The organism is Brevibacillus sp. FW306-2-1A-C05A (genome assembly GCF_058781555.1).
On sequence record NZ_JBYSWV010000044.1, the window covers coordinates 22029 to 38830 of the forward strand.

Consider the following 16802-nt stretch of genomic DNA (forward strand, 5'->3'; position numbering starts at 1 on the left):
TCTTCGACAACAGTGGGCAAAGAAGAGACGCGCTCCAAGCAACGCGGCGAATAACCGTGCCCTTCCCAGCGAAAACCGGCCTGCCTGTTTGGGCAAGCCGGTTTCGCATTCGTTTTGTCGCGCAACTACCGCTCAAATGCTCACTTGCTGCGGGACGTACGCCCGCGTTGGCTTGATCGCTGGCGCGTTGTCCACAAAAATGGACACGTTGTGCAGCGTCACGTACACGGTTCCGCCTTCGACGACGTTCAGTTCCAAAAACCGCTGCCGGCTCATTTCCGCTTCAAACACTTCCTTCGTATCCAGCCGCTTCAATTCCAGACGGACGATCGGCCCGAGCAAGGTAATCCGCTCGGTTTGCGCCTGAACGGCTGTCGCTGCGGACGATTTTGGCGGATGCAGCGACACTTCCACGTCATGCGGACGCATGTAGCCGACGGCTGGCCCCTCGCCGACATCGTGCTCCGCCTCGAACTCCGCTTCCCCCAGCTTGATCCGCCCGTTTTGAATCCGCCCGTGGAACAGATTGACGCGGCCGAGGAAGCTGTAGACAAACGGATTGGCGGGCTTGTGGTAAATTTCTTCGGGGGAGCCTACCTGCTCCACTCTGCCTTCGTTCATGACGACGACGCGGTCTGCCAGCTCCATCGCCTCTTCCTGGTCGTGCGTCACAAACAAAATCGTCAAGCCGAGCTTTCCGTGCAAATGGCGCAGCCAGCGCCGCAGCTCCTGCCTGACTTTCGTGTCCAATGCGCCAAACGGCTCATCCAGCAGCAAAAATTTCGGCTCCACCGCAAGCGCTCTGGCCAGCGCGACACGCTGCCGCTGTCCCCCGGACAACTGCGAAGGATAGCGATGGGCAAGCCCCTCCAATTGAACCAGCCGGAGCAGGGAATGCACTTTTTCGTGAATCTCTCTTTTGCTCGGCCTTGTTTTGCGGGGACGGACGGTAAGACCGAAAGCGATGTTGTCGAAAATGTTCATGTGCCGAAACAGGGCGTAATGCTGGAACACAAAGCCCACCTGGCGCTCGCGCACGTCCCGGTCCGTATTGTCCTCGCCGTTGAACAGGATGCGCCCCTGCTGCGACTGCTCCAGTCCGGCGATCAGCCGGAGCAAGGTCGTCTTGCCGGAGCCGGACGGGCCCAAGAGCGCAACCAGCTCGCCCTCGGGTATGTGCAAATTGACATTTTGCAGCGCGGTAAAGTTTTTGTATGTCTTCGTAATGTTGACAACCTCAATGCTCATCCTGCCCTCTCTCCTGACACGTCAAAGTGATGTTCCTCTTCCCCCTCGGACTGTCGCTCCGTTTTCCACTCAATCACGCTTTTCAAAACGAGCGTAACCAGTGCCAACACAGCGAGAAGCGTCGCGACCGCGAAAGCCGCAGCGAACTGGTATTCGTTGTACAAAATCTCCACGTGCAAAGGCAGCGTGTTGGTCATGCCGCGAATATGGCCGGAAACGACCGAGACAGCGCCAAATTCGCCCATCGCCCGGGCATTGCAGAGAATGACGCCGTACAAAATGCCCCACTTCACATTCGGCATCGTGACGCGCCAAAACGTTTTCCAGCCGCTCGCCCCGAGCGACACGGCCGCTTCCTCTTCGTCCTTGCCCTGCGCCTCCATCACGGGAATCAGCTCGCGGGCGACAAACGGAAACGTCACAAAAGTCGTCGCCAGCACGATGCCCGGCACGGCGAAGATGATTTTCAGGTCAAGCGCAGCCAGCCACGGCGCTGCAATTCCCTGGCTGCCGAACAGAAGAACGAAAATCAGCCCGGCGATGACAGGCGACACCGCAAACGGCAAGTCAATCAGGGTCAGCAGCACATTTTTGCCGCGAAACGAAAACTTCGCGATCGCCCACGCGGCAGCGATGCCAAACGTGACGTTCAACGGCACGCTGATCGCGGCGACCAATAGCGTCAGTTTGACCGCCGACAGCGTTTCCGGGTCCGAAATAGCGGCGAAAAACACGTCTGCCCCTTGCTTGAACGCCTCGGTGAACACGGCAATCAGCGGCAGGATGAGAAACAGGCCGAGAAACAGAAAAGCAACTGCGATCAAGCTCCAGCGCACGTAGGCTGGCTCTGTTACATGCTTCATTGGTCACACCCTCTATCGTGCCGCATCGAATTTGTTAATCCTCCATTGCAAGTAGTTAATTATCAGCAACATGACAAACGAGGCGACGAGCATGACCGTCGCGATCGCCGTCGCGCCCGCGTAGTCGAACTGCTCCAGCTTTGTCATGATGAGCAGCGGCACAATTTCTGTCTTGAGCGGCATATTGCCGGAAATAAAGACGACAGAACCGTACTCGCCGAGCGCTCGGGCAAAAGCGAGGGCAAAGCCGGTGATGATCGCCGGGAGCAAATGGGGCAAGATGACGCGGGTAAACGTGCGAAAGCGTGTCGCCCCCAGCGTCGCGGCTGCTTCCTCCATCTGCAAATCCCAGTCCTGCAAAACAGGCTGCACCGTCCGCACGACAAACGGAAGACCGATAAACGTCAACGCCACCCAAATGCCGATCGGCGTGTACGCCACTTTGATCCCCCACTCCGCCAAATACTGCCCGATCCACCCGTTTTCGGCGTAGATCGAGGTGAGCGCAATCCCGCCTACCGCTGTCGGCAAGGCAAACGGAAGATCGACAATGCCGTCAATAATACGTTTTCCGGCAAACTGGTAGCGGGTCAACACCCAAGCGACCAGCACGCCGAATACCGCATTGACACAGGCGGCAAAAAAGGAAGTGAGAATGCTGACGCGTATCGAGGCGAGCACGCGCGTATCGAGAATCGTGCCTACGAACTGCTCCCAGCTCAAGGTGGAAGCTTTTAAAAACAGGACGGACAGGGGGATCAGCACCAAGAGGCTCAAGTAAACAATGGTGTAGCCCATCGTAATCCCGAAGCCCGGCAAAAACCCCCTGCGCGAAAATAGTTTTCTCATGGAGCTAACTCCTCTGATGGCAAGATATGTTTATGGGCGATTACGGTTTGTAAAGCTGATCGAAGACGCCCTGGTCGGAGAAATGGATTTGCTGCGCCTTCGTCCAACCGCCGAACAGTTCGTCTATTGTGAACATTTCGATTTCAGGAAACGCAGGTGTATGTGCCTTGAGCACCTCTTCGGAGCGCGGACGATAGTAGTGCTTCGCCGCGATTTCCTGGCCTTTTTTCGTGTAGAGGAATTGCAGGTACGCTTCGGCGACTTCCTTAGTCTTGTGCTTTTCCGCGTACTTGTCGACGACGGTGACAGGCGGCTCCGCCAAAATGCTGATAGACGGATTGACGATCTCGAATTTGTCTTTGCCCAGCTCGTTCACCGCGAGATACGCTTCGTTTTCCCAGGCGATCAGCACGTCGCCAATGCCGCGCTCGACAAAAGTAGTCGTCGATCCGCGCGCGCCCGAATCGAGCACCGGGACATTTTTGAACAGCGCTGCCACGAACTCCTGTGCTTTCGCCTCGTCGCCCCCGTTTTTCTTGAGCGCATAGCCCCAGGCAGCGAGGTAGTTCCATCTGGCTCCCCCGGACGTTTTCGGATTCGGCGTGATGACCGAGATGCCCGGTTTGACCAGATCGTCCCAATCCTTGATCTGCTTGGGATTACCTTTGCGCACCAGAAAAACGATGGTCGAGGTGTACGGCGAGCTGTTGTCCGGAAGCTTCTTTTGCCAGTCGGCCGGGATCAGCTCGCGCTCGGCAATGGCGTCGATGTCGTAGGCGAGCGCCAATGTGACGACATCCGCCTCCAGACCGTCGATGACGGAGCGGGACTGCTTGCCGGAACCACCGTGAGACTGCTTGATCGTGACCGATTGTCCGGTTTTTGCCTTCCACTCCTGGGCAAATTCCGCGTTAACCTCCTGGTAAAATTCTCTCGTCGGGTCGTAGGAGACATTGAGCAGCTCTACAGTCTGGGCGCTGCCCCCCGCCTCTGTCCCGCTCGTTCCCGTTCCTGTCGACGCAGCGGAGCATCCGCCCAAAGCGATAGCCAAAGCGACGATGCCGATGCGTTGCAGGCTGGAATGGATCTTGCCCTTTGTGGTGTTCATACTGGTAACCTTCACTCCCTGTTTTTTAATCTATACTATTTTACTCGGAATACTTAGTTATTTACGATTATACCCGCCTTTTTATCGCTGTCAATCATATTCCCATCCACTTTATGCCCCATGGGCGGGCGAGGTGAGCGCGGGCAGCCGTGCAGATGATCTTTATCGCATCAGTTGCGGCGACCGCTCCATTGAATTTTTCCCTTGCGCAAACGTATCGCGCCGCTTCCCAGAGCATTTTTGGTCCAAAACAAAAAAGACAGCAACCGGCGCTATCCCCCATGAATGCGGATTTGATTTATTCATAAACTTTACTCCCCGGTTCTGTCGTCTGCTGCCGCTTGAATCTGTTGCACGACCTCTTGCGCTTCGAGCGGCGTGTGCGCCGGGAGCTCTAAAAAAGTAGCGGCCCGTTTCCTTGATTTTTTCGTAAAGCGCAAACAGTTCCGGGCCACTTTTCTCGCCGCCAGCCAGGATCGGCTCTGTATCGGTCGCGATGACGATTCCTTTGGCCTCCCCACCTTCCATGATGAACGAGAGCTTCTCATCCGTAGAAGATAGCCAATCCTGCATAGAACGGCCGTCATAGGAGCGTATTTCCTCCGCTTCCGGCAGCACAGCTCCCGGAATGGAAAAGCCGGACAAGCTTACGTTGCTTTTTCATTTGCTGAAAAATTTGCTGTCTTTGTTACGGGCCTGTTCCATCTTTTTGTAGCAGCCAGCGCTTCCTTGTCGCCTTGGTTCATGGCATTCGCCACGTAGCCAACGAAATTCCGGCCACGATGACGACGCCGAGCAATGTCCACGAATATTTATTCATAAACAAACCCCCACGTTCATTTTTTTCAAAACCGTATAAGGAGTCGACCCATTCTTGTCTGGCTTGAAATAGTATACCTAAAATATCCAATCTACCAAAATAACATAAAAAAACGGACGCCCTGTTCCTCGCCAAAAGAATGGATGCTGGCGGCAAGCAACTTGTCATTGGCGAACTGCAGCAGCCCTGTGTTGGCACAACTGCTGCCTCCGCCGACGATCACCACATCACAGCGCAAATCGTCCGAAATGGCAGGATAGCGTGGCGGGTTGGGAAAAGTATGCGACCAATACAGTTTGCCATTCACTAAATCCATGCGGCAATTCCCCTCGGCATTGGTTGGTGTAGCAGCTAACCCATAGCATAACCAACAGAAGCGTTGACATCCGTCTCGCGCATTTTTTCGCTTTCGGTTATGATGAAGGGACAAAGGAGTGAAGGAACGTGATTACCGTCTATGTAAAACGTCCGCATGAACAGGCGGAAAAGCTCGACATTGCCGATACCAGCTCCTTGAGCGACCTGGTGGACGGCGACTTTGAAGTGGTGGCCGACGATCATCTGGAAGGAATTTCCTTGATCGTGAATGAAGATGGGCGCGGCGTGTTGGGGAACAACTTCCCGATCACCTCGGACGGCTATTTGGACTGGGTCTACGGTCCGTGCGTGTTCGTCAAAGCCGACGGCCGTTCGCTCACGGAGGAGGACATCAGCCGGATCGACCGCTTCCTTGCGGCCAAAGTGTAAAAGCAGCTTGCTCGTTGCAGCGAGCGTACAGCGAAAAGACCCCTGATCTGCCCGCGATGTGCCGTTTGTTTCTGCACACGCTGCTTCCCAGGGGTCTTTTCTTTGTTGGGCAGATCGGCCTAGCCGTTGATCCCGCTGCTGCCGAAGCCTCCCGCTCCTCTTTCCGTCTCATCCAACTCGTCGACAACCTCGAAGCGGGCGACAGGCACCAGACCGATCACACCTTGCGCGATCCGGTCGCCTTTTTTAATGAAGTAGCTGTGCGCGTCGACTTCCTCAGCCACCTCCACCTGTTTTTCGCCTGCATCCAGACACACTTTGCCGAGCTTGCCAGAAGGAATGCGGATGTTGTCCATCAACACGCACACCTCTCCGCGATACCCCGCATCGACCGTCCCCGGCGCATTCGACAGGCGCAGCTTTGTCTTCGCGCCTATCCCGGAACGCGGGCGCACTTGCAGCTCGAACCCTTCCGGCAAGGCAAAAGCCAGTCCGGTCGGAATTTTGGCAGACTCCCCCGGAGCGATAATCGTATCTTCTACCGCTACCAGATCGAATCCGGCGTCCATCGCGCGCGCGTATTGCGGAATGACGGCATCCGGGTGCAGTTTTTTAAGTTTCACCTGGGCAACCAGGCGCTCATTTGTCGTATTCATCCAAGTCTCTCCTCGTCTATCGCCTCTACAGCTAATGTCCTTCCATAGTGTACAAGATGAACCTGCATCCAGCAAGTTCGCCGCTTTTTCACTACTATTTTGCACATTTTCATAGAAAGCTCACAAATTCCTTTCTTTTTCTACGCTTTTGCTGGCGAGTTGTGATATAATCACCGTTGCGTCATAAACTACAATTGAACAAGAAAGGTGGAATTGTACCTTGCAAGTACAAAAACCATACCGTATTTTGCTTTACTACAAGTACACTCCAGTGGACAACTATGAGGAGTATGCTGCTGAACACTTGCAATTTTGCAAGGAGATTGGACTGAAGGGACGGATTATCGTCGCTCCCGAGGGCATCAACGGAACCGTATCCGGCACCATCGAGCAGACAGACGCCTACATGGAGTATGTGAGAAAAGACCCGCGTTTTGCCGACATGTGGTTTAAAATAGATGAGGCGGACGGGCACGCGTTCAAAAAAATGTTCGTTCGCGCGAAAAAAGAGCTGGTGACCTGGCGCCTGGAAAAAGATGTCGACCCGAACGTCAAAACAGGAAAATACTTGAGCCCGAAAGAATTTTACGAAATGATGCAGCAAGAGGACGTCGTGATCCTCGACGGCCGCAACTACTATGAATACGACCTCGGTCACTTCCGCGGCGCGATCCGTCCGGAAGTCGATTCCTCCCGCGAGTTTCCTGAGTGGATCGCGAAAAACATGAGCCAGTTCAAGGACAAAAAAGTCCTCACCTACTGCACAGGCGGCATTCGCTGCGAAAAGCTGACCGGCGTGCTGCTGGAACAAGGCTTTAAAGATGTGTACCAGCTCCACGGCGGAATCGTCACCTACGGAAAAGATCCGGAAGTAAAAGGCCGCCTGTGGGACGGAAAATGCTACGTGTTCGACGAGCGCATCTCCGTACCGATCAACCACACCGAAGAAGACGTGGTGATCGGCCGCTGCTACTACTGCGGTACTGTCGAAGACCGCTACGTGAACTGCGCCAATCCTTTCTGCAACAAGCAGCACTTCTGCTGCCCGGAATGCGAGCAAAAATACAAGCGTTCCTGCTCCGACGAATGCCGCGAGCATCCGCGCAACCGCTTCGTCGAAGAAGAAAAAGCGAAGCTGCAAGCTGCCGGAGCGAACGCATAAGCAAACGAAAAACAAAGCAAGCTGACTGTCCCTTGTGGTAGTCAGCTTGTTTTTTTGCGCCTCTCGTCCCGGTGCGGATAAATAAGATGCTGTCGTTTCGAAATGCACCTTGATTCAGCCGATCTTTTCGGTTGTCTCCAAACGCAATCTCCTTCATAATAAACAAAGTGTTCGCAAAAATGGAAATCTCATCCTTTTGCTACATTTCGTTCTTTTTGCTTGGGAGGTGCTATGGAAAAGAAGATAAGTATCGTCATCGGTTTTTTGGTCGGACTTGTTTTCGTCAACTACGAGATCGACTATAATTTCCTGTTCGATCTGGGGATCAAGCCCGAGCCTGTGCGGCTTGCCGTGAAGCTGATCGGCTTGCTCAGCACCCTCATCTGCGGCCTGACGCTGATTTTCGACGCGTGGCGAGCGATGCGCTCAAGCTGATAAGCGGAGGAAACGCCCATGAATAACTATATTTCGACCATGCGCAAGCTCATCGGTCACGAGACGTTGTTGACAGTAGGCTGCGGCGCTATTTTGGAAGACGACCAGGGACGCATTTTGTTGCAGCAAAAATACAACCGGATATGGGGCATTCCCGGCGGCCTGTTGGAAATCGGCGAGACGTTTGCGGAGACGATCCACCGCGAAGTGCTTGAGGAAACGAACCTCATCGTCAAAGCAATGCAACTGTTTGGCATCTACTCCGGGAAAAACGGTTTTGCCCAGTACGCCAATGGGGACAAGGTGTTTAGCGTTCAGCTCATTTTTCATGTCACCGACTACACAGGCACCGTCCATCCCAATGAAGAGAGTACCGGACAGCCTGAATCCTCATCAGGCTCCGTTCATTCTGGACTGGGCAAACGGCGCAACAACGCCAATTGTCAAATAAAGTCCAGGTCCCGGCTCGCCTGCCGCCGAAGCTGAACAGCCGGGAGCGCGATTCCGATCACTTCCGCCAGATCGGCAATGACGGCGTCCGCCTCGGCAGCCGCAGCAAACTGATCGCTGCGCTTCCAGACCGCTTTCATCCCGACGGCTCGGCTGGCACGCACGTCGTTTTCCGGATGATCGCCCACGTATATCGCTTGCTCCGGCGGTACGCGCAGCTTGGATAGCGCCCGTTGAAAAATCGCCGGGTCGGGCTTGCGCAATCCTTCCCATTCCGAAATCAGTACCGCCTCGAAAAAATGCGCGATGCCGAGCGCCTGCAAATTGGCGTACTGGAACTGTCCAAACCCGTTTGAGATCAGCCCGAGCTTGATGCCCTGCTGTTGCAGTTGTCCAAGCGTCTCGTGCAGATGAGGAAAAGCAATGCAATGTTGCGGAAACTGGCTGATATAGTCTTGCAGCAAAAACGAAGCGTCCAGATCGGGAATGGCGAACTCCGCGACAAGCTGCTCGTACACTTTGTCTTTCCATACATACCCGTGCTGGTCCAGCTCGATAAAACGCTCGCAAAAGACATCCTTTTGGACAAGCTGCAGCGCGCCAATTCGCTCGTACTGATCGTGTACGAATCGCAGAAGAGACGTGTCGCGGTCCAGCAAAGTGCCGTCCAAATCAAAAAGCACAGCCTGAATCGTCATGCCCAAGAACTCCTGTCTTCTTTTTGGTTTGCGGGCGCTACCCGTTACACCCGCTTCTGTTTCTCTGCCATTTTCCCGCTTCCCTGCTTTTGGTAAAATAAGAATGGTCAAATCCATCAGAAAAAGGTGAAAACTCGTGTCACCAAATTATGAAGCAAGCATTCTCGAATGGCAAGCAGCAATGGAAGAAGGAAAAACCACCTCGAGGGAGCTGACGCTTTCCTTTTTGGAGCGAATCGCGGCCTACGACAAACAGGGGCCTTATATCAACGCGATCAGCGAAATCAATCCGGACGCCCTGTTCATTGCCGAAGCACTCGACCGGGAGCGCGCCGTCTCGGGCAGTCGCGGCCCGCTGCACGGCATCCCCGTTCTCATCAAGGACAACATCGCGACCAAAGACAATATGCACACGACAGCCGGCTCGCTGGCACTGGCCGATTCCTACGCGGCGGCCGACTCCTTTGTCGCGGCGCGGCTGCGGGAAGCGGGAGCCGTCATTTTGGGCAAAACCAACCTGACCGAGTGGGCGAACTTCATGGCCGACCTGATGCCAAACGGCTACAGCTCGCGCGGCGGACAAGTCCGCAATCCGTACGGCCCCGGCACGTTTGATGTAGGCGGCTCCAGTTCAGGCTCGGGGGCAGGCATTGCGGCAGGCTTCGCCGTCGCGGCGGTCGGAACGGAAACATCCGGCTCCATCCTGCACCCTGCGGAAAAAAATTCGCTGGTCGGGATCAAACCAACGGTCGGCCTCATTAGCCGCCGCGGCATTATTCCGATTTCCCACAGCCAGGACACGGCCGGGCCGATGACCAGAAGCGTCACCGACGCAGCGATTTTGCTGGGCGCTCTCGCAGGAGTCGATCCCAAAGACCCGGCGACGGAAAAAAGCGTTGGCATCGCGCAGCGCGATTACCTCCCCTTCCTGGATGCGAACGGTCTGCAAGGCGCGCGAATTGGCGTCGTCCGCTCCCGCTTTCTGGCAAAATGCTCTGAGGAAGAAGTCGCGCTTTACGAAGCGGCTCTTTCGCAACTGCGAGAGGCTGGCGCGACGCTGATTGATCCTGTCCGCATCCCGACAGAAGACGCGGAGTGGAGCTCCCACGTTTTGATGCACGAGTTTAAAGCAGGCATCCAGGCGTATTTGAAAAACTTTGCGCCAACCTATCCGCTTCGCACCTTGAAGGACATTATCGCCTTTAATCGCGAGCACGAAGCAAGAGCGCTTCGCTACGGACAAGACATTCTGGAGCAGTCGGAAGAGACGAGCGGCACGTTGACCGAGCCGGCCTATTTGCGCCAGCGGCTGTACGATCTCGAAATGTCGCAGCGCCAAGGGATTGATGCCGCCGTCAGCGAACACGCGCTGGACGCCCTGCTCTTCCCCGGCAGCACAGGCTACGCCATTCCTGCCAAAGCGGGCTATCCGTCCATTACAGTACCTGCGGGCTACACGTCGGAAGGAAAGCCTTTCGGGATCACGCTGACCGGACTGGCCTTCACCGAGTCGGTGCTGCTTCGTCTGGCTTACGCTTACGAGCAAGCAACGTTGCTGCGCGTGCCACCCGTATTGTCGGACAAGGCCTGAGCCGCCTGCCGCACCTGATTCATCCCACCCATTGGCAAGGCCAACCGCTGATATTCCGGTTGGCCTTTTTCTGTAGCTTGCCAGCATGTCCAGATCGTGACATGATGAAGCAAGCTGGCTTTCCTCTCAACCAAACAGCCGACAAATGAATCGGAGGACTTTTGCCTTGAGCCACATTCGTTTACGTCCGACAACAGCAGACGATTTGCCCACATTTTACGCCCAACAGCTTGACCCGGAAGCAAACCGCATGGCCGCCTTCACGGCCAAGAACCCGAGCGACCGCGAACCGTTTGCAACGCATTGGAACAAGCTGTTGGCAGATGCCTCCATTCACAAAATGACCGTGCTTGCGGATGAAAAGATCGCTGGTTACATCGTGCACTTCGAGCAATTCGGCCATCCTTCCGTCGGCTACTGGCTCGGAACGGAATACTGGGGCAAGGGCATCGCGACGACGGCGCTGCAAACATTTTTGCAGCTCATCCCCGCTCGTCCCGTCTACGCCCGCGTCGCCAAGGACAATGTCGGCTCGATTCGCGTCCTGCAAAAGTGCGGTTTTCAGACCGTTGGGGAGGACAAAGGGTTTTCCGCTGCGCGCGGCAGCGAGGTTGAAGAGTTTATCATGCGGCGAGAAGCTTGAATGAGCCGGGATGCAGCAACAGGCGTGACCGTGTGCTGCGCGCCGAAGTCGAAGCCTGCATGGCGCCGATTTTCCCGCTACGCCGAAACCTCCAGTATCTTCCAATCGGATATCCGAGAGAACAAGTCTGCTTGCACAGGAGGGAAAAAATTTTGGCTGTAGTCTCCAACGTGTTGGTAGCGGTTTTGCTGTTTGCCTGGGCGGGGGCGGAGGTGCTTTTGGAGCCTGCGATGGGCATGGCGAACTCGCCTTGTCTTTTTTCTTTCCCTCGTTGTCATCAGTGGCGTGATCTACTGGAGCGGCTATTGGTGGAAAAGCTGATCGCATCGAAGATTTCGACGCGAGCGGAGAGCGGCGTACGGACAGCTTTTCCGCTCGTGGCGCAAAAGACGTCTTCTCCTGCTCCAGCAGCCCATAAAAAAACGCATCGAACCGCTACAGGTTCATGCGTTTTTTTACATCGTCGTCGTTTCTTGTTCCGCTTTGCCCAGTCTGTCCTGGAACAGCTTGCCGAGTTGGCCGATGTCTACTTCCCATTTTTCGTCCTTGTAGTAGACAGTAGCCTTCGTCTCTCCCTTTTTGCCCACGATGCGAATGCTGGCCGTCTTGACTTCATAGCTGCCATCCGGCTGAAACGTAATGTCGGCATCCTTCAGTTCGCTGTCCAGCACAGGGGTGATCGTCTTGTCCACCACTTCCTGGGTTGCCACCACCGCTTGCCGCCCCATCTGAATGACTTCCTCCGGGCTGAACTGGAAAAACAGCACCAGCACCACGCCGATAATGGCAGCGAGCGAAATGATCCGGATCAGGCTGCGCACGACCCATTGTGCCGCCAAAATCACCACGATGATACAAACCGCGACGGGCCAGTAATCTTTTACGAGTTGAAGAACTTGCTCCATCCTCACCCCTCCTTCACCATCCCATTCTCGCCAAAAATGGGCGGTCGTTAATCAACAACCGGCGAGAAAATGGCGATTGTTTTGGAAAAGTAGAAAAAACCGCCGCATGATGTGCGGACGGACATGTTTGCCTGGCCTTCCCAAGCCTTAACATCATTCGACAATCCGGGCCAAGAGTCCTGCCCCCGGGCGTAAAAACCGCGAAGCGGCATGCGTCGCAAGCCTTGCCAGCTTTTGCTTCCCGGTGATTTTCTTCGCGATAAAAATGTCTGTCAGCTCAAGGGCGGCCATGCCTTCACCGAGCTGTGCCACGGTTATTCCCGCCGCTCGGCAATCGCGATCTGCCTGTGGGCAATATCCGAACATCGTATGCGGCTTGATCGCAGGCCGGAGAGCAGCCCCTTCTGCATTAGAGCGACTGCCTCTGTAGCAACTTGTACTCCATGCGGTTCAGAACACTGGGCAGAGCGGCGTGACCAGTTCGTCCGCGCTATTTCCGATCAGCTTCATCGGGTCAGTCTTGCTCCGGCTTTTGGCTTTTGCGCAGCTCATCGAGATAGCTGTACAACGTCACCTTGGAAATTTTCAATTCGGCCGCCACCTTCTCCAGTGCGCCTTTAATTAAAAACACGCCTTTTTGGTCCATGAACTGGACGATTTGCAGCTTTTCGTTTTTGTCGATTTTCTCCACGTCTTTCTCGGAGATCGTCTGGGCAATCAGCTTTTCCACGATCTCCCACACGTTTTGCACAACTTCCGCTCCTTCGCGCTCCAGCGGCTCCCCGCCCATGCGGATGAAGTCCTCGATAAACTCCCGTGTGCTGACAAGCGGATGGATGTCGATGTTGATGCAAAAAGCGCCGATCGCTTCCCCTTCGGCATTGCGGATCAGGGCAGTCGTCGACTTGATCGTCCGCCCGTCCTCCGTCTCGGTCCGGTAATTGGCTACGACGTCATTTTGCAGCTTTTGGGACAAAAGCACCTGTGTGATGAGCTGATGAAACGACTGGCCGATAGCCCTTCCTGTTACATGGTTGTTGGCTGCGTAAATAACCGAAGATTGCGGCGAGCTTAAATCGTGAATTACAACCTCGCAGTTCTTCCCGAAAGTCTGGGCCATGGCGTCCGCAATCGGAATGTAACGCTTTAATTCCTCCCCGTATTTCCCCATGCTTCCCGCTCCTTTCGTCCATGCTGGCGTTGCGGCTTGTTAGCCCTCATTTTACTTGCATGTATATTTTTTTAGGTAATAGCATAATTTTTTCTATGAAATTCGAAAAAAGAGATTTTCTTATCGAACTGGGTAGACAGCCGCAAAAAGATGAATCTTCCACACTTCCTGGGCTATTGGTCCTTTGCGGAAAGAAGCGCCGAGAAAAAATTATATACGAGAGCCTCTTCGTTTTTTCTTTTTAAGTTTATACTTTTTTCTACAAACTTGCAGCTAAAAAAACTCAAAAAGAAACGCCGCCGATCCCCCAGACCGACGGCGCTCTGTTGCGCGACTAGATGTTGCGTTGGTCGTACTGCATGCCTTTGGCATAATACGCTTCCTGGATGTGCGCCGGAACCATGCTGCCTCCGGTCGCCCAGACGATATGGGTCGCGTTTGCCAGTTTGTCGGCAAGCCCTTGCTGCTCGATGTAGCGCTGCCCCGCCTCGGTCGAAAGCAGGCGGACTGGCCCCGGCATGCCAGCGAGAGCAGACGGCTCCAGCCGCACAGACTCGCTGTCGCGCAGCGCCCGCAGCAGCCGGTACAACTCCTCGTCAGCCACAGTGTAAACGCCGCTGAGCAGCGATTCCATCACCTTGCCGACGAAACGGGAAGGACGCCCCACGGCCAGTCCGTCCGCTTCTGTCCTGTTGTCGATGCCAAAGTCTTGCACGGCTACCTGGTCATGCAGGCCAGTCATCAGGCCGAGCAGCATACAAGGCGAATGTGTCGGCTCCGCAAAAAAGCAGTGGACGTGATCGCCGTAGACGAGCTTCAAGCCGTAGGCGACGCCGCCCGGGCCGCCGCCTACCCCGCACGGCAAGTACACAAAGAGCGGATGCTCGCTGTCGACCACAACCTGCTGTTCCTCCAGTTGCTTTTTCACTCGTTCAGCGGCCACGGCGTAGCCGAGAAACAGCCGCTGGGAGTTTTCATCGTCAATAAAATAGCACTGCGGATCGGCTTCCGCCTGTTTTCTGCCCTCTTCCACCGCTTTGCCGTAGTCGGACTGGTATTCGAGCACCTGCACGCCCTTAGCGCGGAGCAGCTCCTTTTTCCACGCTTTCGCATCGGCGGACATATGTACCGTCACCTGAAAGCCGAGCTTCGCGCTCATCACACCGATGCTCAGCCCGAGATTGCCCGTCGACCCTACAGCGATGGAGTAGCGGGAAAACAACTCGCGATACGAATCAGAGGCAAACACGGCGTAGTCCCCGTCAACAGGCAGCAGACCGTGCTTGTCGGCCAATTCCTCCGCATGGGCGAGAACCTCGTAGATGCCGCCTCTCGCCTTGATAGAGCCTGCGATTGGCAGGTGGCTATCGCACTTCAGCAGGAGCCGCCCCGGAATTTCTTGTGCGAAGCGGGCCGCCAGTTCGCTTTGCATTTTGCCGATGGAGACGAGCGGCGACTCGATCAGTCCGCCTGCCTCGGCCGTTTCCGGAAATGCGCGTTGAATGAAAGGCGCGAATCGGCGCAAACGTTCCTCCGCCTCGCGCACCTCATCGGCCGTAACCGACAGAGCCGCACGGGCGATGGGGGCATAGCCCGGATTTGTCCAAAATACTTCTTTCGTCGCCATCATTTCGGACAATAACGGATACTCCCGCTTCCACTGCTCGATTGATTTTCCTGCTACTTTCACACTGTTTTCCATCGCAATCGCCTCCATTTTTGTTCCTGCTGCTCGTCAGGTTGCTTGTTCGCCCGGTGATGCGACTGGTGTGGTATACTTGCTCCTTCGCATCGCATCGTGACTGTACATATTTTACCAGCTCGCCCGTATCCGTATCGCGATTAGCACATTTTGCAAACTTTTTTAACGATTGTTATAATAGCACAAATACAAAGCTTGCCAATAGCAAGCAACGGCTGGAAGCTGGCAGGTCTGTGCTGCAAAAGCAGACTAAACCCCAGCCAAAAGGAGAGAACAAAATGGAAATCAGAAAGCTGGCTCCGCACGAGGAGGCCCCCATGCCCCTGCTATTGCTTGCAGATCCTTCGCCAAAATTGGTGGAAGACTACCTGAAAAGGGGGCAGTGCTATGTCGCCGTCCAGGACGCGGCCGTCGTCGGGGTCTACGTCCTGATCCCTACCCGCCCGGACACGATCGAGCTGGTCAATATTGCGGTGGATGAAGCTCATCAAGGAAAAGGCATCGGCAAACAACTCGTTTTGCACGCCATCGAGGTGGCAAAGGCGTCCGGATACAAAACGATCGAGGTCGGCACAGGCAATTCCAGCCTGAATCAGCTCGCCCTTTACCAAAAATGCGGGTTTCGCATGACCTGGATTGACCGCGACTTTTTTCTCAGACATTACGAAGAATCGATCTACGAAAACGGCATTCTGTTGACGGATATGGTGCGACTCTCTCGAGATATTTGAGGGCTGTCCATATCGCCATATCAGAAAGGATTCCCATGTATACATACACAATCTGTTTTCTTATGCATCAAAACGAGTTTCTGCTGTTGAATCGGCGCAAACCGCCATTAATGGGCCGCTGGAATGGCGTCGGCGGCAAGCTCGCGCCAAACGAGTCGCCACTTGCCTGCGTTCTCCGCGAGGTATTCGAAGAAACAGGCATTTCGTTGACCTTCGCCCGCTACAAAGGAATCGTCTCGTGGAAGCTCGACGGGAAGGTGATCGGCGGGATGTACGCCTTCGTGGCGGAGCTGCCGCACGCTTGGGAACGTTTTGTCACGCCCCGGCGGGTAGAGGAAGGCATTCTGGACTGGGTGACGCTGGACTGGATCTTGCACCCGGACAACGAAGGAATTGCGGAAAATGTCCCGCGTTTTTTACCGTATATGTTGGAAAACGACGAGCCTGTCGAGCACGCATTTACATATGAAGGCAGCCGGGTGATTGGCTACGAGCGGGTTTCGCTTCTGGAATTATCTCCATACCTGTTTGGTTGATTCCCTTAACCACAGCCTAGATGGTAGAATATCCCTATACTATCGCTGAAGACGAATTTGCTTGCTTAAGCTAAAACCAGGTTTGTTCTTAGCTATTACTTTGGGCATCCTTGGCTGCTCACCTTCAAATCCAGAGGAAACTGATACCCCCAAATATAAAGAGTATTCAAATCCTGAATTCGGGATAACCCTCCAATACACACCTGAACTTGAGATTGATAAATGATCCAACTTGTCTTGTTAGGTTTAAGTCAAAAAAAAGAACATGAGAATGATGAATTTATCGAAAACATCTCCATTAATGTAAAAGATATTGGCTCTTTTCAACTTGAAATGATACAAGTTGCTATTTGAGCACTTTGCATAATTCCATTTTCGAGAAAAAGACAACAGATTTATATGGCCTGTGGTTGGTTTCAATGTCGTGATGTGATGGCTTTGGAAAAATGGGCAGACCTGCAGAATTTTCGTCTATGCTGAAAAATTT

General features: G+C 54.5%; 20 protein-coding genes. 8 read left to right on the forward strand and 12 right to left on the reverse strand.

Annotated features, from left to right (window positions below):
- Nucleotides 1-132 precede the first annotated feature (132 nt).
- The 6 genes from AC3WJN_RS20770 to AC3WJN_RS20795 form a co-directional block, all read right to left on the reverse strand.
- Nucleotides 133-1248: a sulfate/molybdate ABC transporter ATP-binding protein gene (locus tag AC3WJN_RS20770; RefSeq protein WP_007779645.1), complete on the reverse strand. Its 1116-nt coding sequence runs from the start codon at nucleotides 1246-1248 to the stop codon at nucleotides 133-135.
- Complete coding sequence (cysW, locus tag AC3WJN_RS20775) at nucleotides 1245-2111, reverse strand: sulfate ABC transporter permease subunit CysW (protein WP_005833522.1); 867 nt, start codon at nucleotides 2109-2111, stop codon at nucleotides 1245-1247. The genes AC3WJN_RS20770 and cysW overlap by 4 nt, the downstream gene beginning before the upstream one ends.
- Nucleotides 2112-2123: 12 nt before the next feature.
- A complete protein-coding gene (cysT, locus tag AC3WJN_RS20780; protein WP_007779650.1) occupies nucleotides 2124-2960 on the reverse strand; it encodes a sulfate ABC transporter permease subunit CysT in 837 nt (278 codons plus the stop codon).
- 40 nt (nucleotides 2961-3000) lie between these two features.
- Nucleotides 3001-4068: a sulfate ABC transporter substrate-binding protein gene (locus AC3WJN_RS20785; protein ID WP_007779654.1), complete on the reverse strand. Its 1068-nt coding sequence runs from the start codon at nucleotides 4066-4068 to the stop codon at nucleotides 3001-3003.
- 162 nt (nucleotides 4069-4230) lie between these two features.
- Entirely contained in the window at nucleotides 4231-4686 is a 456-nt protein-coding gene (locus AC3WJN_RS20790) for a hypothetical protein (RefSeq protein WP_237716592.1), read from the reverse strand.
- 293 nt (nucleotides 4687-4979) lie between these two features.
- Nucleotides 4980-5204 (reverse strand): hypothetical protein, encoded by a 225-nt coding sequence (locus tag AC3WJN_RS20795; protein WP_005833528.1) that lies wholly within the window; start codon nucleotides 5202-5204, stop codon nucleotides 4980-4982.
- Nucleotides 5205-5332: 128 nt separating this feature from the next.
- Here AC3WJN_RS20795 and AC3WJN_RS20800 point away from each other — a divergent pair, with 128 nt between their 5' ends.
- Nucleotides 5333-5635, forward strand: coding sequence for a DUF3846 domain-containing protein (locus AC3WJN_RS20800; RefSeq protein WP_005833530.1), 303 nt, complete (start codon nucleotides 5333-5335; stop codon nucleotides 5633-5635).
- Between the two features lie 119 nt (nucleotides 5636-5754).
- Here AC3WJN_RS20800 and dut read toward each other — a convergent pair whose 3' ends face one another.
- The gene (dut, locus tag AC3WJN_RS20805; RefSeq protein WP_005833531.1) at nucleotides 5755-6291 is read right to left on the reverse strand and encodes a dUTP diphosphatase; all 537 of its coding nucleotides are present in this window, start codon (nucleotides 6289-6291) and stop codon (nucleotides 5755-5757) included.
- A gap of 220 nt (nucleotides 6292-6511) precedes the next feature.
- Between dut and trhO the strand changes: the two genes are divergently transcribed.
- The 3 genes from trhO to AC3WJN_RS20820 all read left to right on the forward strand — a co-directional run bounded on the left by trhO (nucleotide 6512) and on the right by AC3WJN_RS20820 (nucleotide 8374).
- Nucleotides 6512-7453 (forward strand): oxygen-dependent tRNA uridine(34) hydroxylase TrhO, encoded by a 942-nt coding sequence (gene trhO / locus AC3WJN_RS20810; protein WP_005833533.1) that lies wholly within the window; start codon nucleotides 6512-6514, stop codon nucleotides 7451-7453.
- Nucleotides 7454-7684: 231 nt separating this feature from the next.
- Nucleotides 7685-7888, forward strand: coding sequence for a hypothetical protein (locus tag AC3WJN_RS20815; protein WP_005833535.1), 204 nt, complete (start codon nucleotides 7685-7687; stop codon nucleotides 7886-7888).
- An 18-nt stretch (nucleotides 7889-7906) separates the two neighbouring features.
- Nucleotides 7907-8374: an NUDIX hydrolase gene (locus AC3WJN_RS20820; protein ID WP_007779659.1), complete on the forward strand. Its 468-nt coding sequence runs from the start codon at nucleotides 7907-7909 to the stop codon at nucleotides 8372-8374.
- Here the strand turns inward: AC3WJN_RS20820 and AC3WJN_RS20825 are convergent.
- Nucleotides 8332-9036 carry an HAD family hydrolase gene (locus AC3WJN_RS20825; RefSeq protein ID WP_005833539.1) on the reverse strand — a complete coding sequence of 235 codons (705 nt, stop codon included), beginning with the start codon at nucleotides 9034-9036 and terminating at the stop codon, nucleotides 8332-8334. The genes AC3WJN_RS20820 and AC3WJN_RS20825 overlap by 43 nt on opposite strands.
- A 136-nt stretch (nucleotides 9037-9172) precedes the next feature.
- On the opposite strand from AC3WJN_RS20825, the gene AC3WJN_RS20830 reads away from it, so the two are divergent.
- Together AC3WJN_RS20830 and AC3WJN_RS20835 are read left to right on the forward strand one after the other, a co-directional pair.
- Complete coding sequence (locus AC3WJN_RS20830) at nucleotides 9173-10627, forward strand: amidase family protein (protein ID WP_007779664.1); 1455 nt, start codon at nucleotides 9173-9175, stop codon at nucleotides 10625-10627.
- A 166-nt stretch (nucleotides 10628-10793) separates the two neighbouring features.
- Complete coding sequence (locus AC3WJN_RS20835) at nucleotides 10794-11270, forward strand: GNAT family N-acetyltransferase (protein ID WP_007779667.1); 477 nt, start codon at nucleotides 10794-10796, stop codon at nucleotides 11268-11270.
- 455 nt (nucleotides 11271-11725) lie between these two features.
- On the opposite strand, the gene AC3WJN_RS20840 is transcribed toward AC3WJN_RS20835, so the two are convergent.
- From AC3WJN_RS20840 to dsdA, 4 genes are all read right to left on the reverse strand, one after another.
- Nucleotides 11726-12175, reverse strand: coding sequence for a hypothetical protein (locus tag AC3WJN_RS20840; protein WP_005833542.1), 450 nt, complete (start codon nucleotides 12173-12175; stop codon nucleotides 11726-11728).
- Nucleotides 12176-12328: 153 nt separating this feature from the next.
- Nucleotides 12329-12487: a hypothetical protein gene (locus AC3WJN_RS20845; RefSeq protein ID WP_005833543.1), complete on the reverse strand. Its 159-nt coding sequence runs from the start codon at nucleotides 12485-12487 to the stop codon at nucleotides 12329-12331.
- A 202-nt stretch (nucleotides 12488-12689) separates the two neighbouring features.
- A complete protein-coding gene (locus AC3WJN_RS20850; protein WP_007779670.1) occupies nucleotides 12690-13346 on the reverse strand; it encodes a helix-turn-helix transcriptional regulator in 657 nt (218 codons plus the stop codon).
- A 334-nt stretch (nucleotides 13347-13680) separates the two neighbouring features.
- Entirely contained in the window at nucleotides 13681-15048 is a 1368-nt protein-coding gene (gene dsdA / locus AC3WJN_RS20855; RefSeq protein WP_026557108.1) for a D-serine ammonia-lyase, read from the reverse strand.
- A gap of 278 nt (nucleotides 15049-15326) precedes the next feature.
- Between dsdA and AC3WJN_RS20860 the strand changes: the two genes are divergently transcribed.
- Nucleotides 15327-15779, forward strand: a complete 453-nt coding sequence (locus tag AC3WJN_RS20860) for a GNAT family N-acetyltransferase (RefSeq protein WP_290426013.1) — start codon at nucleotides 15327-15329, stop codon at nucleotides 15777-15779.
- A gap of 62 nt (nucleotides 15780-15841) precedes the next feature.
- Nucleotides 15842-16315 carry an NUDIX hydrolase gene (locus AC3WJN_RS20865; protein ID WP_492329323.1) on the forward strand — a complete coding sequence of 158 codons (474 nt, stop codon included), beginning with the start codon at nucleotides 15842-15844 and terminating at the stop codon, nucleotides 16313-16315.
- The last annotated feature ends 487 nt before the right edge of the window (nucleotides 16316-16802 follow it).